16 protein-coding genes are annotated in these 22939 nt (G+C 58.7%); 8 read left to right on the top strand and 8 right to left on the bottom strand.

Annotated elements, in window-relative coordinates; translation table 11 throughout:
- Positions 1 to 9: 9 nt before the first annotated feature.
- Positions 10 to 3528, bottom strand: a complete 3519-nt coding sequence (locus tag EII11_RS06260) for an ATP-dependent helicase (protein ID WP_124870260.1) — start codon at positions 3526 to 3528, stop codon at positions 10 to 12.
- A 9-nt stretch (positions 3529 to 3537) separates the two neighbouring features.
- Complete coding sequence (locus EII11_RS06255; RefSeq protein ID WP_124870257.1) at positions 3538 to 6849, bottom strand: PD-(D/E)XK nuclease family protein; 3312 nt, start codon at positions 6847 to 6849, stop codon at positions 3538 to 3540.
- 82 nt (positions 6850 to 6931) lie between these two features.
- Between EII11_RS06255 and EII11_RS06250 the strand changes: the two genes are divergently transcribed.
- Positions 6932 to 7153 carry a DUF3107 domain-containing protein gene (locus tag EII11_RS06250; protein ID WP_124870254.1) on the top strand — a complete coding sequence of 74 codons (222 nt, stop codon included), beginning with the start codon at positions 6932 to 6934 and terminating at the stop codon, positions 7151 to 7153.
- 162 nt (positions 7154 to 7315) lie between these two features.
- Here the strand turns inward: EII11_RS06250 and EII11_RS06245 are convergent, their stop codons facing one another.
- Positions 7316 to 7942: a ferritin-like fold-containing protein gene (locus EII11_RS06245; RefSeq protein WP_124870251.1), complete on the bottom strand. Its 627-nt coding sequence runs from the start codon at positions 7940 to 7942 to the stop codon at positions 7316 to 7318.
- A 264-nt stretch (positions 7943 to 8206) separates the two neighbouring features.
- Here EII11_RS06245 and EII11_RS06240 point away from each other — a divergent pair, with 264 nt between their 5' ends.
- From EII11_RS06240 to EII11_RS06210, 7 genes are all read left to right on the top strand, one after another.
- A complete protein-coding gene (locus EII11_RS06240; protein WP_124870248.1) occupies positions 8207 to 10105 on the top strand; it encodes a DEAD/DEAH box helicase in 1899 nt (632 codons plus the stop codon).
- A gap of 274 nt (positions 10106 to 10379) precedes the next feature.
- Entirely contained in the window at positions 10380 to 11441 is a 1062-nt protein-coding gene (locus tag EII11_RS06235) for a hypothetical protein (protein WP_165867086.1), read from the top strand.
- A 119-nt stretch (positions 11442 to 11560) separates the two neighbouring features.
- Positions 11561 to 12694 (top strand): hypothetical protein, encoded by a 1134-nt coding sequence (locus tag EII11_RS06230; protein ID WP_124870241.1) that lies wholly within the window; start codon positions 11561 to 11563, stop codon positions 12692 to 12694.
- Positions 12691 to 13377 (top strand): response regulator transcription factor, encoded by a 687-nt coding sequence (locus EII11_RS06225; protein ID WP_124870239.1) that lies wholly within the window; start codon positions 12691 to 12693, stop codon positions 13375 to 13377. The genes EII11_RS06230 and EII11_RS06225 overlap by 4 nt, the downstream gene beginning before the upstream one ends.
- Before the next feature lie 62 nt (positions 13378 to 13439).
- Positions 13440 to 14522, top strand: coding sequence for a hypothetical protein (locus EII11_RS06220; protein WP_124870236.1), 1083 nt, complete (start codon positions 13440 to 13442; stop codon positions 14520 to 14522).
- A 162-nt stretch (positions 14523 to 14684) separates the two neighbouring features.
- Positions 14685 to 15911: a peptidoglycan-binding domain-containing protein gene (locus EII11_RS06215; protein WP_124870233.1), complete on the top strand. Its 1227-nt coding sequence runs from the start codon at positions 14685 to 14687 to the stop codon at positions 15909 to 15911.
- Positions 15911 to 17890, top strand: a complete 1980-nt coding sequence (locus EII11_RS06210; RefSeq protein ID WP_124870231.1) for an ABC transporter ATP-binding protein/permease — start codon at positions 15911 to 15913, stop codon at positions 17888 to 17890. Before EII11_RS06215 ends, EII11_RS06210 begins: the two co-directional genes overlap by 1 nt.
- 16 nt (positions 17891 to 17906) lie before the next feature.
- On the opposite strand, the gene EII11_RS06205 is transcribed toward EII11_RS06210, so the two are convergent.
- The 5 genes from EII11_RS06205 to EII11_RS06185 are packed head-to-tail and all read right to left on the bottom strand — an operon-like array spanning position 17907 to position 22735.
- The gene (locus EII11_RS06205) at positions 17907 to 18587 is read right to left on the bottom strand and encodes a response regulator transcription factor (protein WP_124870229.1); all 681 of its coding nucleotides are present in this window, start codon (positions 18585 to 18587) and stop codon (positions 17907 to 17909) included.
- A complete protein-coding gene (locus EII11_RS06200; RefSeq protein ID WP_124870227.1) occupies positions 18584 to 20152 on the bottom strand; it encodes a histidine kinase in 1569 nt (522 codons plus the stop codon). Before EII11_RS06200 ends, EII11_RS06205 begins: the two co-directional genes overlap by 4 nt.
- Entirely contained in the window at positions 20104 to 20952 is an 849-nt protein-coding gene (locus EII11_RS06195) for an ABC-2 family transporter permease (RefSeq protein ID WP_124870224.1), read from the bottom strand. The genes EII11_RS06200 and EII11_RS06195 overlap by 49 nt, the downstream gene beginning before the upstream one ends.
- A complete protein-coding gene (locus EII11_RS06190; protein WP_124870222.1) occupies positions 20949 to 21710 on the bottom strand; it encodes an ABC transporter permease in 762 nt (253 codons plus the stop codon). Before EII11_RS06190 ends, EII11_RS06195 begins: the two co-directional genes overlap by 4 nt.
- Positions 21707 to 22735: an ATP-binding cassette domain-containing protein gene (locus tag EII11_RS06185; RefSeq protein ID WP_124870219.1), complete on the bottom strand. Its 1029-nt coding sequence runs from the start codon at positions 22733 to 22735 to the stop codon at positions 21707 to 21709. The genes EII11_RS06190 and EII11_RS06185 overlap by 4 nt, the downstream gene beginning before the upstream one ends.
- Positions 22736 to 22939 lie beyond the last annotated feature (204 nt).

Raw genomic sequence — 22939 nt, 5'->3', positions numbered from 1 at the left:
CCGCATGCCCTAACGCTCATCGTCGTCAGAAAGAATGAGGGCAAGAGCCTCGTCCAACGAGGACTGCGATGCTGACTCGCCAGCGGCCACCAGCATGGCGCTGATCTCGTCGATGCTCAGCACTCGGTTGTGCTCAAGGAACACCAGTTGGGCGTCAACACGGTCAACAGCTTGGCCGGAATGAAGCGACCACGCCTGCTGATAGAGCCGCAGTTGATGAAGGAAGTAGCGCAGTTTTCCAACGTCCTTCACTGTTGGGACGCGCCCACTCTTCCAATCCACAACGATGCTACGCCCGTCAGAGGTAGAAAAGACGGCGTCAATGCGCCCCTGAACAGTCACCCCCGCAATCCCCACGGCGAAGGACTCTTCCACAGCAACAGGCTGGCCCGGCATCGTCATGCCCATGAAATGCTCCTGCATACGCGCCAGGCGCTGGGCATCCTTTTCCGAGAGAAGTTCGACTCCCTCCACCGGCTCCATCCACAGCTCACCGCTACGTTGACGCAGTTGGCGTTCCACCCATGCGTGAATCAAGGTTCCCAGAGTCGCGCTTGAGGAAGGGCGAGCTGGCAATGGGCGACGCAGCGACAAGGCGAAGGCTCTGTCATCTTCAAGGAGGGCCGACACGGCAGTTGCCCGCAGGCGCCCGACTGTCACCGTGAAATTCGTGGGCTCGCGACGGATACGATCCTCCTCAATCAAGGCAATCGCGTCGCGGATAATCTCATGGCTACTCATCGGAGCCAAGGTGTCCAGGACGTCTCGGTCGTCACGCATGTCGCCAGAGCGGGCCAACACTGCATCAGCAGCCGCCTCAATGAGCGTCAAAGACTCCCCTGCGGGCGCAGGAAAGACGACGTGGTCGGGCGAGTTCTGCTCGTCCAGCTCGCGTTCCTCACCGAGTGCCTGGACGATCTCATCACTGCGTTGGAAATCCTCAAGCAGAGCCTTCCATACGCGCACAGAATCTGAAAAGACTTCACCTTGCAGCTCTGGTGCGCCCACTGAATACCCCAAGCGCCCACAGGCTACTTCGTTTCCGCTTCGGGCTTGCTCAGCCAGAAGGTGAAGCGTGGCAAGCGCCTCGTGCAGGTAGATCGAGGGGTATCTGCCTTTGGCAAGTCCATCATGCCAGTCCCCACTCATCACCAGGAGTGAGCGGGCTCGAGTAACAGCAACGTAGGCGAGGCGGCGTTGCTCGCGTTCCAGGTAGCGGCCAACCTCAGGCTCATAGATGTGTGTGAGCCACTTCGGGAATGTCTGCTTGACCTCCTTACCTGTTTCAGGGTTGATGCTGCTACCACCGATCCACCCCTCAGGATCATCAAAGGCGGGAAGCTCTGCCCGGTCCCCTCGCAGGTCGTAGGGCAATTCACCAACCGCTGTTTGCCAGCCCCGCGCTCTCCAGATGCCTTCGGGAGCGGCCTCGTAATGATGTTCCTTCGCAATCAACGGACGTAACACACTGGTTGAGCCGTGGCGAGGGAAAGCCCCATCCCCCATTCCCACGACGGCGACAATATCCCATTCCAAGCCCTTGGAGGCGTGAATAGTCATGATCTGCACTGCCTCCGGGTCAGGCTCCCCTTCGGGTAATGGAAGACCGCGTTCTTCTGTTTCCGCCAGAGCCAGCCATGTCAAGAAACCTGGAAGGTCCGCGTCAAGGGTGTCGTGCTCGAAAGCAGCGGCAATGTCAACGAAAGTATCCAGGGCAACGCGCCCTCTTGAATCGTGAGGATCGGCCAGGCACTCTTCGATCAGGCCCATGATGGAGATTGCGCGTTCAACCTGCTCCACAACGCCGCGTCCTGAATAGGCGCGGATGGCGCGCAGCCGCTTCCCCAAGAGAGTCACCCTCTCGTGTGCGGCCTTCGTGAAGCGTGGCCCGCTCTCTGCGGGAGCCCACCCTACCTCGGGGGGAGAATCCACCGCTTCAAGCAAGAACGCTTGGGGGTGCCTCTCTCGTGGGTGTGAACGTGCAAGAGCTTTCGCCCACTCCCCCAGGCACATCAGGTCAGCGCTGCCTAAACGTAGGCCCGTTAAGAGACGCAGGAGCGAGGCGGATGCTTCAATGTCGCTGGCGACTTCCAATACTGCCCGCAGATCTCTCACAATCGGCTGGTTAAGAAGGCCGCCTGCACCGATTACCTGCGTCGGAATCTCACGCTCTTTGAGTGCTTGCTCATACAGATCGAAGTCTTTTCGTCGAGCACACAGGATCGCTGCTGTGGGTGTTTTCCCCTCGCTACGGGCCTGCCGGTAGCGACGCGCAATCTCTTCAGCAATAGTGGCGGCTTGTGCTTCACGACTGGGCGCATAGCGAATGAGCACTTCACCGCGTCCCGCCCCCGGACGGGACTGCAAAGTCGGAGACTTTGCTTTCACAGAGTGGGTGCGCAAGGGTTCAGCCAAGGCATTTGCCACTGTCAAGATCTGATGGTCGTTACGCCAGGCCGTTGACAGCGTCAGTGTTTGCTCAGGGTCGTGGGCGTTGCCGTCGAGCGGGTCAAAAGCCTCAAGGAATCCTTCAAGTGAAGCTGCTGAGGCACCTCTCCACCCATAGATCGCCTGATTCGGGTCACCAACAGCGGTCACGGCTAAACGCTTGCCCGCACGCGTGCCAAAGAGTGTAGAAAAGAGTGTCATCTGAATGACCGAGGTATCTTGGAACTCATCTAAAAGCACCGCGTCATATTCACTGCGTATCGCTTCGACAACATCAGGACATTCCGTGACTAAACGAGTTGCCAAAGCAACCTGATCGGCGTAATCAATAACGCCTTCACGCCGCTTGCGCTCCTGGAAAGCGTCGATCAGCTTCAGGTAGATGGTGCGTCGCTCAAGAGCCTCAATCGCGGCGCGCGCTCCTGCCGCTGGCGGCCCATCAGATTTTCCTGACGCGCCCATGTCAGCAATATGCGCAGCCAGTTCCTCGAAAGACTGGGAGATGCTGTCAACACTGTAGCCATGCTCTGCAAGATTTTGGGCCAGGCCAAGTGCAGTAGCTACCGTGCTCGCAATAGAGACTCCTTGAGGAAGATCCGCGCCCCTCCACTCGCGGACAATCTCTGACATCATCTGCACTGACGCGGCTTCACCGAGAAGACGGGTTTCAGAGGAAAAACCAAGACGCCACCCGTGTTCAAGCACAATTCGTTGCGCAAAAGCGTTATAGGTGGAACACTGCGGATCGCCTGCCTGCGCAAGTGCGGGGATTGTGCGAGCAAGCGTTCCCAGCCGCGCACGCAGACGCTCGGAGAGTTCACCGGCTGCCTTCCGCGTGAAGGTCAAGCCAAGGATCCTTTCAGGTTCAATGCCTTGATTAGCAACGAGCCACAGCACGCGCATGGACATCGTTTCCGTCTTGCCGGCGCCGGCGCCGGCAACAACCAGAGTCGGGCGTAGTGCCGCCTCGATGACCGCCTTTTGTTCAGGTGTTGGTGCTTTTGTCGGGTCAACGTACTGTTGGATGACTTCGGCAGAGAAAGTGGGGTCACCGGCCCACATATCGTGTGTACTCGTCATGTCACTCACCTAGCTCACCACCCGTTCTGCCCCGCCCTGCGCAGGGCAGCTTGCCGTGAAAATGCACCGATCACATTCGCTGGAAACAATGCTGGTGAAGGTCGGGCCTTTCATCTGTTCGACGAGCGCGCGAAGGTGCACGCGCTGGGCGCTGAGTTCCTCGGCTGAGAAAGCGGTCTGAGTTCGAGCTGCACGAATATGTCGAGGCACAGGCGGACGTTTGCCTTCTGGCACACGCAAGTATTGCAGTTGGGCGCTTTCTATCGAATACCCCAAAGCGTCCAAAGCGACCTGGTATGTTGCTAGTTGTGGGTCTTCTTGAGCTTCTTGCGCGCTCTTTTCACGACCGGTTTTGAAATCCACCACGCGCACGCCAGCGTCACCGGATTCAAGACGGTCAATGGACCCGCCAATAATGTAGTCACCCATATGTGCTGAGACTCGGAACTCTGTTTCCACCGTCTGCCCGGCTGGAACGTGAGCAAGGTAGGCGGCAAGCCCTTCGATGAGTTCTTCAGCTTTTTCGCGCTCTATTCGTTCTTCGAAAGGCTCTAGTTCCTGAGCCAGCGCAGGCCAGGCTTCATTTAACGCGGCATGTAGGGTAGCAGCGTCTCCACTGGGGTGAGCCTCGGCAATGGCGTGAATAAGGGTACCCAAGGATTGGGACAGCCCCGTTCGACTATCGGCTCCAATCCTTCGGAAAAACCATTTCAACGGACATTTCTCCATGGTTTCCACGGCCGAGGGGGACACGCGAATAGGGTCGTCACCAAAAATCGACGCTTCCGAGGTTAATCCGCCTGCCCCGCCCCAGTACACGGGGTCAGCGCCGGGAATCCCCTCTCGTTTCAGAAGGGCGAGGGCGGTCAGCGCCGCCTCCTTTTCGTCGCTGGCTTCTTCACGCGCAGCCCAGTATCGTAAAGCTCCCATTAAGCCGTGAAAATCAAGGGGTGCCGCCGTTTTTTCCGCGCGATACAGGGGGCGTCCGTCCTCTCCTCGTTCAACTGTTGCGCCTGTCGATTCAATGCCCGCCAGGACACGATCACATAGTTCAGAGGGAATGGAATCCTCATTGAGAACCACCGCAATATGCAGGTAACGGGAGGCTCGCGAGGCGGCGCAGGCAAAGAGGCGGTACTCGTCATTTTTCACCGCGCGTCGCCTGTTGCGTACGTGAGTGAGTTCCTCCCAGGTGAGATCGTCAGCGCCTTGACGAGCCCCAAGCATGAGAGTGCCCAGCGTGTCGGCGTGGAGCATCTGATTCCGCAAAGCCGTGTTGGGCCACAGGCCATCTTGCACGCCTGCAATAGCAACTACCTGCCACTGTCCTCCTGCTGCTTGAGCGGCAGAGAGGACAGGAACACCAGCCGGACGCTGACCAGTGTCAACGATCGTATCCACAGGGAGAGTCTGCTCGTTGATTGCAGTTGCGAACTCTTGGGCCCTTCCAGCAGGGTTGCGTTGTTCCCACACGTCTGCGACGCGAAATAAAGCTACAACAGCATCAAGTTGAGTGTCATACCAGAAGCTCTCGGCGGTGTCTTTAACGGCCTCTTCTTGCCATACTTGGGCTACCCCCGCCCCTTCCCATAAATCCCAAAGACCCTCGCGAGGTCTCTTCTCTGCGGCTGTTTGACTCATTCCCCACAATTGGGCTGCGCGAGTGAGGCGTTCGCACACATCAGCGTAACGGCCAAGACGCTCGATCTGTTCCCTGTCGCGTCGGGCTTGCTCAGGATCACGATAACGGGTGAGGAGTGCTGCCAGATCAACCCCGGCCTCCGCGCCGGCCTGCTCATGGGGAGTATCGGGATGGGCCTGTGAACTTTCTGGCAAGAACGCCCCTTCAGCGCTCAGAATCCGCCACAGCCTCCGCACGTCTACCGAATCAGCGCCGATAAGGGGAGAGGCAACCAATTCCTCGATGAGGTGAGAGTTATCAACACCTCGGTGAGCTGTGACTGCCAGTAGGCGCAGAAGAATCCGTGTCACGGGTTCGGCCGTGAAGGAAAAAGCCCTCTCTTGATTCTGGATGGGGACATGGGCACGCCGAAGTTGCCTGCGGATATCTTCAGCGGCAGCCGCCGATCGGACAATCACCACCTGCTCACCCCAGGGGACCCCATCGTAGAGGTGATGGGCACGCAACTGGCGAGCAAGCTGTGCGCCCATCTGAGCCCGGGTTTCAGCAATGTGGAGACGTACGGTGTTGTCCCCCTCGCCTCCCCCGGCGCTCGGAAGGTGCCCGACAGATGGGAGCAAAGCAGGAACCTCGTCAACACCAGCGCTCACGCTGACCCTTCGACGCCCAACGGGACCTTGCTGCGCGATACCCTCGCAAATGCGTTGCACCACCGCACGAAGCTGCCGATTTCCGCGGTAGACCTCCCCCAATTCACGGATGTCAATCCCTGTCGCGCCAGCAAGCAGCATATCGGCGTTCGCATAGCCGCCCCGATAAGAGGCCACCGCGATATCTGGTTCAGAAAAAGCCAAAATGCGGGCACCGCAGGAGTGGATGGCTTCTATGAGAGCAAGGGTCGCTGGCGTGCAGTCCTGAAGGTCATCAATGATCAGCAAGTCAGGGACAGGAAGAGCTTCACTCACCCCCTGGGCCGAGGCATCCTCATCCCATGAACGTAAAAGCTGTGCAGCAAGGTGCTGGATACGCGAATGTGACACGCGCATTGTTCCACGCACCTCAGGGTCACTGTCAGCTCGTTTCTCCAGCCGGTGACGCAGACGCGCCCCACCCACCCATGTGACCTGCCCGTAACGTTGACCGAGAGTTTCCAAATCCTCGGCACTCAATGCGTGCTCGTCCGCCTGGCTGAAAAGATTGCGCACCTCCATGCGCATCATGCTCGTCTCAAACAAATCTGGAGCGAACACGTCATTCCACTCAGGCACCCCCTGCCCGAGAAGTTCAGCGACAGTAGCGTCCTCCTGAGCTCCCGTAATGAGCTGCAAATCCCCTAGAGGGTCAGCCCGGCGCGTTCGCCACACATTCACCACGTTGTAGGCGTATGAAGCCGGGGTGCGCACAGGACGCACCAGATGAGGGGCCAAAAGCTGCATGCGGCCCGATAAGAGTTTTTCACGCACCCGATCAGGCACAAGAACAGCGATTCTTTCGCCCGCTTCTAGCGCTGCCTGTGCTGCGGCAAGAGCCGTGGTCGTCTTGCCGGATCCTGGAGCGCCACGCACAATCATGGACTCCCGCGCGCTCGCATCACGCACCATGCGCTGAGCCTCCCCCAATATGGGAAGGGCCGCAGCCTCCTGTGACGGAGCGACAAGATCGACCTGGATTTCACTCATGGCTCTATAGTTTCAGAGGCACCCCGGATTTGGGTCAACTAAACTGGCGCTAGTCGCCATTTTCGATAAAAAGGAGCCCTCAATGAAGGTCACAATCGGCGTGCGCAACGTCGCCCGAGAACTCGTCCTCGATCTTGACATGACCGCAGATGACTTCGCTGCGCATCTCACAACAGCCCTCAACCAGGGCACCATTCTCGACCTGACCGACGCCCACGGCCAACGTGTCCTGATCCCCGCCACCGCCATTGGTTTCAGCCAAATTGGTTCGGAAGAACCTCGCCGCGTCGGCTTCGCCCTGTAAAAGTAGCGCAGCTTTCACAGTGGGCCTCGCTTGCAGGTCGGCACTGTTTCACTCTCACGGTGGGTGAGCTTCACGCTCACCCACCGTTTTCGTGCGCTGTTCCTCCCAGTATTTACAAAGTATTCTTCACTCTCTCAGTACAGCGCACGAGGCAAACAGGCCCTAAGGCTGCAGGTGAAGCTTTTCCATTCGCTCACAGTGACGAGCGCTCAGCATCTCAATGATGCCCGGCTTATCCAGCGGTTGTGCCAGCAGATCGGGGTGTTCTTCGAGGAGCAGCAGAACCACACCGAAAACTTCACCGGCAACACGGCGCGCCCACAATGACAACCGCGCCTGCATCTGGCCGTCAACGGCAGTCAATGGAGCAAGAGCGGCGCGCTCCCACTCGTTCTGCCCAAGATCCCACCCGATCGCGCCGGAGAACAGTTCACGGCGCCGCGCGACCTCCTGCAAGAAATCAGCGAGGATACCGATAGTGACGTAGGTCTTGACCGTGCGCTCCCACCAGCTATCGGGGCGGGTACGGGCATCAAGGTCATCAAAGAGCCCCTTGTACTGTCCAGCGGCTTCTTGGAGATCCACATCGCGGTGCACGGCCCACAGCTCTAATTGGCTGAAAACCACGTAGGCGCGAGCAGACATGTGAGCGTGCTCAATGTGAGCGGCAATGGTTGGCGCGCCGTCACCGTCCTTTGCCAGACGCGTCATTGCAGCCAAGGTTGCATATGCGATGAGTCCCACGACATTGCGGGTTCCTTCATCAACGGGTTCGTAGACCTTATCCATGATCCAAGCCTAGCGCGCGCTGCTGTGTCCCCACCATTGAGCGCAAACTCACCGCTTTTCATCAGGCGACTTAGTCTCAGCTCCCCTTCCACCTACTAAACTAGGGAGTGACCGACGGCTGACCGATCGTCTCGACTGTTTCATTGACATGTTTCATTCACGCGCGCACAGCGCCGCGTCCCGCCAGATTCCGCGGGTGGTATTCCACGATCGGCTGCTCCACAACACCGGATGGTTTTGCGTCCGGAGATAAGGCTCATCGTGATGACCACTGAAAACGCTGCACGCCCTGGCGCACCCGCACCCGAGGCTGCCCCCCTGCCCGATTCTGCATCCTTCCCCGAAAACGAGGCCACCGCTGCGGCCTCGTCCCCCGAAACTGCACCCCCTGTGGAATACTCTGCCGCTGTGGTGCGTTTGGGCGACATCGTTGCGCCCGCGCCGGAGGTGGAGGTTGACGCCGACATTACCAACAGTGGCGAGGAAGACCTCAACCAGAAGACTTTCGCTGACTTTGGCGTGACCGACCCCATCGTTGACGCCCTCGAAGAACGCGGTATTGTCCACCCCTTCCCCATTCAGGCCCTGACCCTGCCCGTGGCCCTTGACCGCCACGACATTATTGGTCAGGCGAAAACCGGTACGGGTAAGACCTTGGGCTTTGGTATTCCCGTCCTCGAAGACGTCATTGCCCCCGACGAGGAGGGCTATGAGGACCTCCTCAATCCCAATAAGCCTCAGGCGCTCATTATTTTGCCCACCCGTGAGCTCACTAAGCAGGTGGGTGACGATTTGCGCGCGGCCGCGAAATACCTCAACCTGCGTATTCTCGATGTCTACGGTGGCGTCGCTTTTGAGCCGCAGATCGAGGCATTGGAGCGCGGCGTCGATATTGTGGTGGGCACTCCTGGGCGTCTGATTGACCTGCTGCGCCGCGGTCACCTGCACCTGTCGGGTGCGGAAACCGTGGTTTTGGACGAGGCCGACGAGATGCTTGACCTGGGCTTCCTGCCCGACGTTGAGGTGTTGCTGTCGCGCACTCCCGCGAATCGTCACACGATGTTGTTCTCTGCGACCATGCCCGGCCCGGTCATTGCTTTGGCGCGTAAGTTCATGGAGCAGCCCACGCACATTCGCGCTCAGGATCCCACCGATCAGGGGGCGACGGTGAAGTCCGTTAAGCAGGTCATTTACCGTGTGCATGCGATGAATAAGGGTGAGGTTGTCTCTCGCATTCTGCAGGCGCGCGGGCGTGGGAAGACCGTGGTGTTCTGTCGGACGAAACGCACGGCTGCCCGCCTGGGTGAAGAACTGACTGCCAATGGTTTTGCTGTGGGCGCACTGCACGGTGACTTGGGTCAGGGCGCGCGCGAGCAGGCTCTGCGCGCCTTCCGTAAGGGCAAGGTGGATGTGCTGGTGGCAACCGATGTTGCTGCGCGTGGCATTGACGTTGATGATGTCACCCACGTTATTAACTACCAGTGTCCGGAGGATGAAAAGACCTACATTCACCGTATTGGCCGCACGGGCCGCGCGGGTAATTCGGGCACGGCTGTGACCTTTGTGGACTGGGATGATGTGCCGCGTTGGGGGTTGATCTCGAAGGCTTTGGGCCTGGGCGTGACCGATCCGCTGGAGACCTACCACACGTCGCCTCACTTATTTACTGACCTGGATATTCCTTCTGATGTGACCTCTCGTTTGCCGCGCGCAAAGCGCACGCGAGAGGGGCTGGCGGCTGAGGTTCTTGAGGACCTGGGTGAGACCGGTACTCGTCATCGTTCCGCTGGGCGAGGACGCAGCGCTGGAGGTCGTACCGCTGGTGGGCGCTCTGGTGGCAGCCGCGCTGTTGGCCGTGGGGGCCGCTCGGGTGGTCGCGGGTCTGCCGGAGGAGGTTCTGCAGCACGAGGTGGCCGCGGCGCTGAGGGCGCTGGCGAGCGCGGTGACGCTGGCGCTGCTAAGCGCGCTGGCGGTGGACGTTCTGGACACCGCACCGATGCTGAGCACCGGATCAGCTCGCGTCGCGGGCGCGGGGCGAACGCGCAGACTATGGGCGATCAGCAGGGAGCTGCGCCTCAAGGCTCTGCTGGGAAGACTTCTGGCGCGAGTGGTGCGCCGCGTCGTCGTCGCCGCATCTCGAAGGTGCGCACAAGCGAGGACTGACGGCGCTATCTACTTAAACGTGAGGGCCGGGTGAACGCGAGTAGCGCGTTCACCCGGCCCCTTACCGTTATGGCAAAGATCCGCCTGTATCCCGCGCTTGCGCCCGCCTTGTCTGCAGGCACAAGTGAAGTGGGTTGAACTCCGCTCTCTATTAGGTATTATGAAGCAACTCTCAACGATCGCTGCCTCGTAGCAGAGAGAAAACTGCCATTCAGACCTGCAGCGGCCCGGAGCATCGGAATGCTCCCCAACGAAAACCTTGAGTATCTCGGAGATGAGGACAATGAAGTCACGTGGACGCTCAACCGCATTTTTGCTCTGCTTCGCTCTTGTCTTAGCCTCCTGCAGCGCATCAGATGCAGGTGATATTTCTTCCCCTGAAGAGGCAACGCCAGCTCCTCAATCGAGCAATCAGGGCCTCGAAGGGGCGACAAGCATCCCGCAGATCGTGCTATCTGATGCACTTCCTCAGAAAAATCAAGATCGCTGGGTGTTGCCGACGGATGCTTACAGGGGACGCGCGGTCGGTAATTATGTCGAAAATGCCAAAATTGTGGCGGAAGTTCACTGCATGCAGCAAAAAGGCTATGCAGACTTCCCGCTTCATATCAAGCTGTTCCAACCAGAAGATGAAGTTTATCCTTGGGGGTCAAGCAAGAAAATATTTAATGAGGGCATTGCATCCCGTTTTGGCTATCGCTTGGATGGAAACAACTCCTACGTGGAGGGGGCTCCACCGCCTGACACCTACGCCTCGACCTTGGGTGGCGACGCGGAACAGCACTTAGAGCAGTGTCGTGAAAGTGCGATGCAAAGGATCACTCCCGATGAATATGAGGCACTGAAGAAAGAGATGCAGCGTGTTTCCTCCCTCAAGGAAATTCCTCAAACTGAAGAGGAAGCCCGCGCTCTCCTCGGTGAAGATCCCCGCTCGGATGCTGAAAGGCAACTGGGTCGTTTGGCGTTGGATCTTCAACAGCCTGGTTTGCTTGATGCTGCACAAAAATGGCGTGAATGCATGGCACCATTGGGGATTGCTGATCTTCCAGAGTTTCCGTGGGAGACAGCAAGCTACGATCTGCCCATTTCCCTCCAGGACCGATGGAATTGGGACACTGGCGGAACACCCTCACAGGAAGAAGTGCAGTACGCCGTACACGATGCGAATTGTCGGCGTTCCTCAGGCTGGTTTGACACCTTGTACGAGGAAGAATGGAAGCTGTGTGAAGAGTTTGTCACCGCACACCGCGCCGAACTTGCTCCGCTCCTCGAGCGGCAACGCCAGCACGTCAAAAACGCGACCGAGGTCTACCTCGAAAACGGCTACGGGCAGTAGCGCTTACCAGCACCCCGGCGAAAGCCTCGTTAACAAAAGTTAAGAAGAAGGGGGCTCCGCAAGCGGCCTGAAATCCTGCACACTAAAATCCTGAAAGCACGACAAAGGAAGGGCAGGCATTGAACAAGAACCATGCATACGCCCTCTCTGCCCTTGCCCTCTTCTGTGCGGATTTCTTGGTCATCCACGTTCTGCAAGGAAGACCCCTCAGCGCCTTAACGCCCAGTCTTCTTATCTTCCTGTCTGCCATACTCCTCACCCGCTGGCCGCTGATCGGCGCACTCAGCATTTGCGCAGTGATCGGAGCCTCAGCCACTACCGCCATCGGAAATGGCATCCCCTTCAGCGGGTTGCTTCTCATACTTGCACTCGCTGAACTCATCGCCCAGAAACGCTACTGGCCCTACGCCCTCCTTGCCGTAGGAACAATCGCCTCCATTCACATTGGCGCATCCTGGCCAGTTCCACCCATTCAGCGCCTGACATCCCTGAGCATTCAGTCATGTCTGGGTGTCGGAATGGGGACATTCCTGTACACCAACAGGAAAAAGATCGAACAACTCGAAGAAGAAATCCACACCATCGCCGTATCCACACGCGCTGACATTGCCAGCTACATTCACGACTCCGTGATGACCGACCTCGCCGCAATCATCATGACAGCACGCGAACTCCACAACCTCCACCCCCACAGTGCTGACAGTCCACATGCAGATGACATGGCGCGCGGAATCGCCACCATTGAAAACAAAGCCATACAAGCATCCACATACCTGCGTCAGGTTTTCACCAACGCAGAAGGAGGGCAAACAAAGCAGAACCTCAGCCTTGGCGACGTCATCCGAGAGGGCCAAGAAATTCTCACCCGCGGCGATCACTCACTCACCATTGACCTGCCCCACCGCTCCTACCTCAACAAAGCCCTCAACCAGCGGGCGACAGAATTCCTGTGCACCTTCCTACGAGAAGGATTCATCAACTGCACCAAATACGCCCCCCACGGAAGCGACATCTCTCTCTGGGCTGAGACCACCCACCACCACCTCGAAATCGCACTCGTGTCCCCCTGCGCACATCTGAGTGAAAGTGAAACAGAAACGGCGCTCAGTTCAGGACTGGGCATTGCAAGCCTCTACGAAAAAGCCCAAACCCTCGACCTTGATGTCCTCATCGGCCCAGCAAACGGAACCTGGTTCCACAGCGTGCGCATCCCCATTTTCCAGGCCAGCCCAGAAGACAAGGAAGAACCGTGACACGCCCCGCGCCAACCCCCATGAAGGTCATGCTCGTCGAAGACAACGATGCCCTGCGTGAGGGCCTTGCCCGTCAGCTCCAGCGAGCCGGAAAGATCACGATTGTCGCCACCGCACACGACGGATACGAAGCGCTCGAACTCCTGCGAACGATCCCCACCGACCTCGTGCTGATGGACGTTGAAATGCCACACCTTGACGGTGTTGAGGCAACCCGCATCATTACTGAAGAGCACGCGAATATTCGCGTCGCCATGTACACGGCCTTCGAACGATCTGAACGCCTCAGTGCGGCAATGGCAGCCGGAGCAGTCGGATTCCTCACCAAAGACATGCCCATCAAGGACGTGATCGACGCACTTGAGCGTATCCGTGTCGGCGAGCATGTGTTGTCCCCCCAAGCAACGAATGCGGCCATCAGCACCCTCAAACTCATGGGCGACTACCACCGCTCCTCCACACACTGGAACGAACTCGTCGACGAACTCAGTGCCGGACAGCGCGCCGTCTACGACGAACTCATCACCGGGGCAACAAACAAAGAAATTGCCAAGAAAATCGCCTACTCAGAAGGCACCGTGCGCGTGTACGTCACCCAGATCTTGGATCATTTCGGCTGCCAGTCCCGAACGGAAGTGGCTCTACGAGCAGCACGTGCAGGAATTGTTAACAAAACTCAATAGAGAAACATGCCTTCCCGCTCATAGGATAAAAGAGCACGTCAGCAGATATTCAAGGAGGATTCATGCTGAAAGCGGCACGCAGGCAGGCACTATGGAGTGTCACTATCGGCGCGATCGTCCTTGCAGGCTGCACGGCCACCGAGGCTGAGGACACGTCGCGAAAGCAGGAGCCTGTGGCTGAAAGCGCCGCCCAAAGCAGCGCGGCAGAGGTGACTTTTGACCCCTCGCGTATGCCGATCTTCAGTGATGAACTTCCAGTGAAAGACCGCAAACAGTGGACGCTGCCAACAGACCCGTATTTCGACCATCGTGACTGGGAACTGGAAACTGCGGCTCAGGTTCTCATGCGCGTTGAGTGCATGAACCAGCGAGGGTTCACGGAAGAAAAAATGCACCTCGTTCCTTTCGCTCCGCGCTCCGAATCCTACGGACCGGGTGGGGAACGGCTCTTTAACGAGGAACTCGCCGGCAAGTACGGGTATCGTCTGGCTCCTGATCCCAGCCAAGTTCCAGGTGTTCCCTACCGTGATCCCCAGAGTGAATCCCACGAGCAGAGAATGGCTGACTCGGAGTGCGATTTAATCGCGCGAGCCCGTTTCGATGGGATCAGCGTTGAGGAATGGAAGAAACGAAACTACGAAGCAGCGCCAGGCACCGACTCGGGCGATGCTTCCTTCCTGGGTAGTGAAGCGGACATGGCGCTGGAAGTACTCGAAGCCCAAGCGACTGTGGGGTCACAGCTCAACCGACTCCACGCCGACCGTCAAGCCCCTGCCCTGGTTGCCGCAGCCGGGCGTTGGAATGAGTGCATGCAGCCCCTGGGCATCCCTGACCTTCCAGACCAGCCGTGGGATGTTACTTCTGTTCATGCACTGCCGGAAAGCCTTCAAGAGCGCTGGGTTTCCTTCGACGACTCCAGCAGTCCAAATGCTGACGCAGCGAGTGCCGATGAGATTGCCGTCGCCGTCCACGACGCCCAATGCCGTGAAAGCTCGGGCTGGAATGAGGAACTCTACGAGGCAGAATGGGCAATCCGTGAAGAGTTCGTGACGGCGCATCGCGAGGAGCTCCGTTCACAGTTTGACGGGAGGGCCGAAAAAGCAGCCCGAGCCCTCCAGATTCTTGCCGAGTACGGCTACAAGTAGTCAGCTTCTGCTGGCACTCCTCGCAATAAACACCCATCAATTACTCGGCACGCGAGTGCCAGAAAACCGGCCCTTACTCTGAACCGGCCCCAACTCTGAAAAGTCACGCTGCATGAGCAGTGCAAGCTCCACCTCAGAAGAGTCCTCACAGAAGAGAATGACTTGACAGTACACACAGGCAAACGGACAAAACGCCGATTCATCATCGGCACTGTCATCGTCGTAGCGCTCGCACTCATCGGCGCAACCTGGGTTGCAGCCAGCCAATTCCAATCCAGCGCGCAGCGCGCCGCCGCCGCTGCACCACCTGCCGCGCAGCCCGTCCTTGTTGCGATCGAGAAAACAGACCTGGTTGAGCGGACAACCATGAAAGCAAGCGCCAGGCGGTCAGGGGAACGAAAGTTCACCCTCCTCAAAGCTGGGGCAACATCTGTCATCACCTCGCAGGGAATCCAGCAGGGCCAAGAGCTCCGCTCAGGAGCAGTCATCACATGGATCAACGATCGCCCACTCATCGCGCTCTCCGGGGGTTTTCCTCTCTATCGTGATCTGGGCCCAGGAGATAGCGGCGAAGACGTCCGCATGATTCAAAAAGCCCTGCAAGGACTCGGCTACGACCTTAGCCCAGACGGGCACTTTGGCGCCTGGACAGCCGCGTGCATTCAGGATCTCTATTCGGAAAACGGTGCAAAAGCACCCCAGCGAGAAAAGAAACCAGAACCCCCCACATCCGAGGTCGCGCCGGATAGTGCTCAATCCGCATCCGCCGCACCCAGGCCCGCCGCCCCCACCAAGGTAGAGAAAGAAACGTACCTGCCCGCCAGCGAAATCCTCGTCATTCCTGGCCTACCCGCGCACGTCAACGCTGTTCCCGGGCTGGGCACAACCCTTGGGGATGAAAACAGCGTGCTTGTTTTAGCCTCCTCGACCATCACCGTCAGCAGCGAAGTGCCCGGACCTGTGGCGGCACGTTTGATGGAAGGACGTCCCGGAACCGCAGTGCTTGGACACGAAGAAATCAACGTCCGCATCAGCACAATCGCCGAGAAAAAAGAAGAAGGAGAAGGCGCCCAGATGCGTGAGAGCTCAGGGAGCTCAATCATTGAATTTACCCCCGAAAACGGCACTATCCCACTGGAATGGGCAGGACACAACGACATCCTCATCACCATTAACTTCACCGATCCCCTCCAGGGCGTCCTAGCTGTACCTCAACGGGCCATTGCCACTGATGCTGCCGGTCAGGCACATATCCTGCTTCAGCAGGCGGACTCTTTCATTCAAGTACCTATCCGCCAACTCGCCTGCGTCACAGGAATGTGCGCCATTGAATCCATGCACGCCGACACGGCACTCAGCGAAGGCCTCAAGGTCAGAGTGGATCGCTGATGGCTACCCTGCGCCTCGAAAGGCTCGCAAAAACCTACACCGGTCCGGTTAATGTCACGGCCCTCAAAGACGCGACAGTAACCATTGAGCAGGGTGAATATGTCGTCATTGAGGGACCATCCGGGTCAGGAAAATCGACAATGCTCAACCAGATCGCCCTTCTGGACACCCCAACAGGTGGCGGCTATTTCATTGACAACACTGACACGACAACACTGACTGACGTACAACGAGCCGGCCTCCGTTCCTCCACTTTTTCCTTCATCTTCCAGTCTTTCCACCTGCTTGATGGGCGCAACGTCCTCGACAACGTGGCTCTTGGCACCCTCTACCGAGGCCTCCCCGCCAAACGCCGCAGAGAACTAGCAGAAAAAGCGTTGAGCTTTGTTGGACTTGAACACAAAGCAGAACAAGACACCGCGACGCTCTCTGGCGGGGAACGCCAACGCGTCGCCATTGCCCGCGCCATCGCCTCCGGCGCGCCGATCCTCGTCGCCGACGAACCCACAGGCAACCTCGACCAAGCAAATGGCCAACAGGTGATGGACACCCTTGAAGCCCTCAACGCCCAAGGAATCACCATTATCCTCGTCACCCACGACCCCGCCGTAGCAGCCAGAGCACCCAGGCGTTTGCACGTCCTCGATGGGATTGTCAGCGAGACTCACCCCGCAACTCCACCGCACAAACCTGCTCGGGAACAGGAGACAGCCTCGCCCACACCAGAAGGGACTAGCTCCACAGTCCGCATCACAGATGCTGTGAGCGACGCCTGGAAGGGACTGTGGGCAAAACCCGCGCGCACCATCGCGCTCGTCGCTTCCGTTGCCCTCGGCGTCGGACTTGCCCTGACAACTGCGGGGCTAGCACAAACCGCTCAATATCAGGTCTCCGACATCTTCGACGCCCAGCGAAACCAACGTGTAGCCATGCAAAGCTCAGCGGCACATACCTCGCCAGGCGGGCGGCAAGCCCGTAGCCACGAATCCCTCGAACGAGTGAAAAAACTGGCAGGCGTCGAGGACGCCCTCATCACAGTGACTCACGGCCAACATCGCATCACTGCCACTCCCGCCACCGTCACAGAAAAAGCATCGACCCCCTACGATCTTGTCGGTGTGGTTGACGGCTACATACCCTCCCAGATCGTCACTATCGAAACCGGGAACGGGACAATCGGAGCCTTAGGACAAATAACACCGCCGACGGATAGCGCGCAGTCCGTGACTGAGAAGCGTTTTCCCGCTCTCTCTCACGGAGAAGTGCTCCTGGGAGCGCAAGTCGCCCAAGAGATTAACCTTGGGCCGCTCTTAGCCTCGCCAGTCGTCTGGATTGATGGGCAACCAAAACGAGTAGTGGGAGTCTTAACAGACGCCGGTCTTCAACTGGGCCTCATGCGCTCGATCATCACCAGCGAAGACGAAGCACAGTCATTTTCTGATGTGCGCTACTACAGCGCCGAAGTCAAAGTAGTGCCAGGGGCAGCGCAGCAAGTCGCTGAACAAGGGCCCGTCGCCTGGATCCCAGCATCCCCAGAAAACGTTCGAGTAGACGCTCCACCTGACCCAACAACACTTCGAGAAAACATTGAAAGCAACCTTCAAACCATGCTGCTGACATTGACAGGAGTTGCCCTGCTTGGCGCAGTACTCTCCATGACGAACGCCATGACAGCAGCAGTCTTCCAACGAATCGGAGAGTTCGGCCTTCGACGAGCAATCGGCGGACGCAGGATTCACGTCACCGGTTTGGTCATGACCGAATCGCTTGTCATCGGCATCCTGGGAGGTATCGTCGGAGTTTACACAGCCGTCCTGGTCATTTTAGGGGTGACTCTTGCCCGCCAATGGCAACCAGTTCTTGACCCCATCATGCTTCCACTGGGCATACTCGGTGGAATCTGCGTGGGCCTACTCGGAGGTGTCGTAGCAACCCAGCGCGCATCTCGCATTGAACCCTCCGATGCGCTGCGCTCCTAAAGTCACTCAGGGGACTTCACTCACGGGTGAGGGAGGCGTCACGCAAGGTGATCACCAACTGCACCCTGTCGCGTAACCCCGTCTTTGCCAAGATCCTCGTGACGCTCTTTTTCACCGACTCTGTTTGCAGCACTAACGCCTCGGCAATCTCAGCGTTGCTCAGGCCTTGAGCAACCAGGGTGGCGATCTGACTCTCTCGCGGACTCAGCGTATGAATGATCTCCCGAGCACGCCGCTGTTCAGGAGTGAGAGCCGTGGTTCGCATGTGCTGGTTCAGCAACTGCCGCGTGATTCGAGGAGTAAGAACAGCATCACCTGCAGCAACAGCACGGATCGCCGCATGAAGATCAGTGGTGGAAGTGTCTTTCAGAAGGAATCCAGCAGCTCCGGCGTTGAGCGCGCCGTAGGCGTAGTCATCCTGATCGTAGGTGGTAAGAATCAGGATCTTCACCTGCGGATAGAAGCGTGCGATATGGGCAGTTGCGTCAATGCCATTCATGACAGGCATGCGCACATCCATGAGGATCACTGCGGGCATAAGCTGGGCGTTGGCAGCCCGCATGTGCAACTGTTCAAGTGCCTGCGCCCCATTCTCGGCGCACTCCAGCACCATCATGTCAGGCGCTTTACGAACGATCAGAGACAAGCCCACGCGAGTAGGTTTTTGATCATCAACGATCATGACTGGAATGCTCATGGGGCCTCCGGCTCCAAGGGACGCTCACTGTTCACGGAAGCACCGCAGGAAGCACCAGAAAACCTGGGCGACGGCGCAGAAGCTACGCAGTCGTAGGGAATATGCGCGTACAGACGCCACCCCTGCACATCGCCAACCTGATCTGTGGCGTGGCGGCCCTCATCTGCGGTTTGGGGGTCATAGTCGGCGTGGCCGACAAGGGGTGCAGTGGCAACCCCGGCAGCGTATTCCAGATGCGGTCCGGCGCTCAAGCGGCCTCCCCGCGCTTCAACGCGGCGCCTCAATCCAGCCAGTCCGTGCCCTCCTTTGTGTACACCGATAGGTAGGCCTACCTGCGCCTGCGACAGCGGTGAAGGTACGCTCACCCCTCGCCCATTGTCGGTGATTGTGACCGCTACCTGCTCACTTGCGTAGTCCAAAGCCACGCTCACCCGTGACGCTTCCTGCCCATGACGCATCACATTAGTCAAGCCTTCACGGACGATAACGTAAACATCATTCACCACTTCGGACACAGCAGGTCGCACGCCAGTTTCTGTCACGACCACAATGAGTCCAGTTTGGCGCACTCGCCCAATCAGAGCATCAAGCTCCTCCCAGCTTCGCCCTCTCTCAACGTCGCCCCTCACCCTCACTCCTTGCCCACCTGCGGCTCCACCCTCGTCAGTCGCAGCGGTATCCCCTGGCGCTGAGCTGAACCGAGGAGCATCCCCCAAAGACCTCGGCGCAGGAGCATCCCTCTCAGGAGACGACTTCTCCAAAGGCTCACTCAGTGACGTGACCACCTGTCGCGTAGCGTCCAACCCTTCACGGGCGAGGGTATTAATCAGGTCAATTGCCTCGTTGAATTCTGCGCTTTCACCCGTATCTTTCAGCCCCTCCGAAAGGGCAATGATAGCGGTGAGATCATGCCCCACACTGTCATGCAATTCCGTCGCAATGCGGGCCTGGGCGCGCGCTGCATCACGCTCAGAGGCGATCACGGCACGCTCGTGAGTGTGCACCGCGCGCTCCCGCTCAAAACGCTGCTTGTCACGGCGTGCTCGCCCAATTAACGCCAGCACCACCGCGAGCGCCTCGATCATCACCGTCGGAATGAGGATATTCGTCCACGGCACCTCCCCATAATCGATAGAGCTCACCCCTACCAACGCTATGAGGGAGACAGCGACTCCGCCCAGGCGAGGCCCATCCGCCTCTCGCACCACCAGCACATACACCGCCGCAAAGAGAAGGAAAAGGTAGGCCGACGCAATGCCCACGAAAGCCGCGCTCACAACGACCGTGCTGGTAAGGAGCACCGCCAGCAGGGGCCTTCGCCAGGCAAGCGCGAGAGTGACCACACACGCGCCGGTGAGCGCGAGGGCGACGAAGGCAGGAGCTTCCTCGCCCAACTGAGTCATTACCCGAGTGAGCACGACCAGGTGCACGGCGCCCGCGCCCATCAGAACGATACGGCTAAGGAGGCCGGGAGGCTCACCCTCAGGAAGTGGGGTGAAGAAGCGGCGCACAGCGTTCACGACGCGTCCTGACGTGCCGACCACCGGCTGAGAAAGACTGTCCACACGCCCACCCACGCACAACAAAAGAGGCTCGCCAAAAATGCTGATCCCATGGAGGTAATCGTATCGACCTCGCGCGCGCCACTTGCGGTTGTGAGGAGGACCGTGGGAAAGATGCTCGCTAACGGTCCAGATGCAAGCGTCATCATCAAACCAATGATTGTCGTGACCAAAGCGGTAGACATGACCGCAGCGAAGGACGTCATGCGCGCACTCAAGGCGCTCGCGGCGAGAAGAATCTGCCAGCAGGCGAGGGTCAGCGGCACAAAACGCACCAGGTAGGCAAAGCCCTCCCCCAATGGGAACCCCAGCCACAGTCCAACAGGAATGAATAGGGCGTAGAAGATGGTAGTAACGCCAACAGCGGTGGTGAAGGTGTGCAGGAGTTTACCCGCGATGACGTCGCGCCTGACACCCACGGCGGCCATTCGTTGCCAGTTGCGGCCTGCATGTTCTTGGGCGCCGGTTTGCGCCGACGCTGCAGCCAGGATGAGAGGGAGGAAAATAATACTGACAAGAAGGGTACTTTGAGCCCATAACGCCGACCATGTCAGACCTTGTTCAACGAACTCTTCGGTATAGGACAGGTACTGTCCGGCGCCGATAGTCAACCCGAATCCCCAGAGTCCTAGCGACGCAATCCACAACCACAGTTGTGGTGCTTTGCGACGCTCCCACCGCCAAGCTGCCCTAATGCGCCCAGCGGAGACTCGGGGTGGTCGAGGCGTGGAGGGGAAGGATGGCAGAGTCGGGGATGGCGAGGTGAGACGGGCGGATACGTTGGAGGAGGTAGCTGCGTTCATTGTGCTGTTTCCTTCCTAGTGACGAGGACGCGGGCAATTCCCAACCAGAGCACGGCGGCCGCGAGCGCCCCGCAGGCGTAGAGGATTGGATAACTGATGAGTAGCGCGTCAGCTCCTGCGATTTGTTGGGGAAGTGGTGCCACTGGGTTCGCAGCGACGAGGAGGCCCCACGGCAGCAACCAACCGAGGTATTCAGCGCCAAGGAAGGGCAGAGATGAGGCGGCGATACCACCGATGACGGCACAGGCGAGGCCGATGCCTTGCTTGTCGAAGATGGTGGCGAGGGCGAGCTGTGCCGAAACTGTGGCAATAGTGCCTGCGAAAAGCACGAGGGCCGTAGGTAGGAGCGCACTGTCGTGCGCCGGGCTCGTGACCAGGCCCCATGCTCGGCCAGTTTCCGCCACGCCAAGCATCAGTCCTTCGATGAGTACCACACAGCCGAGGACGAGCTGGAGTTTAGTCAGCCACCGTCGGCGTGCGGGTTGGCCGAAGGCCGTGAGCGTGTCTCCCATTCCCTGTTCAGTGTCAATGGTGATGATTCGAGAGGCCAGAAGGGCGGCGACAATGGGAATGAGGATGCCACTGAGGTTCACGGCCTCGTTGACGGCAAAGACTGCCAGTCGGGATTCTTCCGGACCGTGTGCGCGATGGAGAGTCAGGAGTGCGAACCACAGCAGGACAATGGAGGCACTACCTGCGGCGATTGACCAGAAGCGGGAGCGTTTGAGTTTGAGGATCTCTAGGCGCAGAGCTTTCATTGTGTGCCTCCGAACACTGCAGTGTGAGACGGGCGTGTGGCAGAGGAGGGCTGCGCATTAGTGAAGGGCGCGAAAAAGGTGTGCTTTTCTGGAGCCGGAGGCGCGAGGGTCGCCGGGTCTGTCAGTTCCAAGAAGGCCTGTTCTAAGGTCTTACGCACAGTTTGTACGCGATAAATCTCCTGCCCATTGCGGAAGAGGTCAGCAGTCAGACGGGCCGCTCGCGTGTCTTCCATCATGGGCACACGCACGACACCTGCTTCAAGAGCGTAGGGAACGCTGGCGGCCTCGAAAATCACGCGCGCAGCAGCAGGGTTGGAGAGGCGAAACTCAATCGTTCCTTCATCGTGTAGGCCGGACAGCGGCCCCTGATAGCGCAACTGTCCATTGAGGATAATCCCTACAGTGTCAGCCATGTGTTCGATCTCGGACAGGATGTGTGAGGAAACGATGGTGGTAATGCCTTGCTCCCGTGAGAGGGCGACAATGAGTTCCCGTATTTCCGCCACGCCCGCCGGGTCAAGGCCATTAGTAGGTTCATCAAGGAGGAGCAGGCGTGGTTCAGGCAGAAGCGCCATGGCTAAACCCAAGCGCTGTTTCATGCCCAGGGAGTAGTGCTTGGCGCGCTTCGAAGAGGCCTCGCTCAGACCGACCACAGCCAGCACATGATCAACGCGGTTTCCAGGCACGCCGAGATAATCGGCGAGCATCTGAAGGTTCTCTTTGCCGGTGAGATTGGGGTAGTAAGAAGGGCCTTCGATGAGCGACCCGATCGAACCTGGCGGTAGGGGCCTGCGGCGGTCAACCTCGCGGCCGAGAACGAGGATTCGTCCCGCGTCGGGGCTGATAAGCCCGAGCAGAAGTTTCATCGTTGTTGACTTTCCTGACCCGTTAGGGCCGAGAAAACCGTAGATCCCACCTTCAGGGACACGCAGGTTCAGCTCGCTGACGGCAGTGTGGTCACCGTAACGTTTGGTCAGGTCGAAAGTGCTGACGAGGTCAGCCGCGGCAATGGGTGAAGTGTTCATGCCTCCATTGAAGGAGGGTTGCTACTGTCCTGTCTTTTTTGGCAGGCAAACTGTCCCCCTGGGGGGACATGCACTCTGTGGAGTTAGCGAATCTCCCCTTTGGTGCGGTCGGACAACACCCGGGATGTGGTGATAATTGCCATCGCCAGACGATGAGCCCACAGCTGTATCAACGCCCTCCCCGCCCTTCCTTCCCTCACAGCG

Source organism: Schaalia canis (assembly GCF_003858455.1).
GTDB lineage: Bacteria > Actinomycetota > Actinomycetes > Actinomycetales > Actinomycetaceae > Pauljensenia > Pauljensenia canis.
The sequence above is the reverse complement of the archived record's forward strand: the minus strand, read 5'-3'. Positions and strand labels throughout refer to the sequence as shown.

Excerpts from the sequence above, each read along its gene's own strand:
- EII11_RS06260 (WP_124870260.1), bottom strand. The coding sequence starts at position 3,528 with ATGACGAGTACACACGATATGTGGGCCGGTGACCCCACTTTCTCTGCC.
- EII11_RS06255 (WP_124870257.1), bottom strand. The coding sequence starts at position 6,849 with ATGAGTGAAATCCAGGTCGATCTTGTCGCTCCGTCACAGGAGGCTGCG.
- EII11_RS06250 (WP_124870254.1), top strand. The coding sequence starts at position 6,932 with ATGAAGGTCACAATCGGCGTGCGCAACGTCGCCCGAGAACTCGTCCTC.
- EII11_RS06245 (WP_124870251.1), bottom strand. The coding sequence starts at position 7,942 with ATGGATAAGGTCTACGAACCCGTTGATGAAGGAACCCGCAATGTCGTG.
- EII11_RS06240 (WP_124870248.1), top strand. The coding sequence starts at position 8,207 with ATGACCACTGAAAACGCTGCACGCCCTGGCGCACCCGCACCCGAGGCT.
- EII11_RS06235 (WP_165867086.1), top strand. The coding sequence starts at position 10,380 with ATGAGGACAATGAAGTCACGTGGACGCTCAACCGCATTTTTGCTCTGC.
- EII11_RS06220 (WP_124870236.1), top strand. The coding sequence starts at position 13,440 with ATGCTGAAAGCGGCACGCAGGCAGGCACTATGGAGTGTCACTATCGGC.
- EII11_RS06210 (WP_124870231.1), top strand. The coding sequence starts at position 15,911 with ATGGCTACCCTGCGCCTCGAAAGGCTCGCAAAAACCTACACCGGTCCG.
- EII11_RS06205 (WP_124870229.1), bottom strand. The coding sequence starts at position 18,587 with ATGAGCATTCCAGTCATGATCGTTGATGATCAAAAACCTACTCGCGTG.
- EII11_RS06195 (WP_124870224.1), bottom strand. The coding sequence starts at position 20,952 with ATGAACGCAGCTACCTCCTCCAACGTATCCGCCCGTCTCACCTCGCCA.
- EII11_RS06190 (WP_124870222.1), bottom strand. The coding sequence starts at position 21,710 with ATGAAAGCTCTGCGCCTAGAGATCCTCAAACTCAAACGCTCCCGCTTC.
- EII11_RS06185 (WP_124870219.1), bottom strand. The coding sequence starts at position 22,735 with ATGAACACTTCACCCATTGCCGCGGCTGACCTCGTCAGCACTTTCGAC.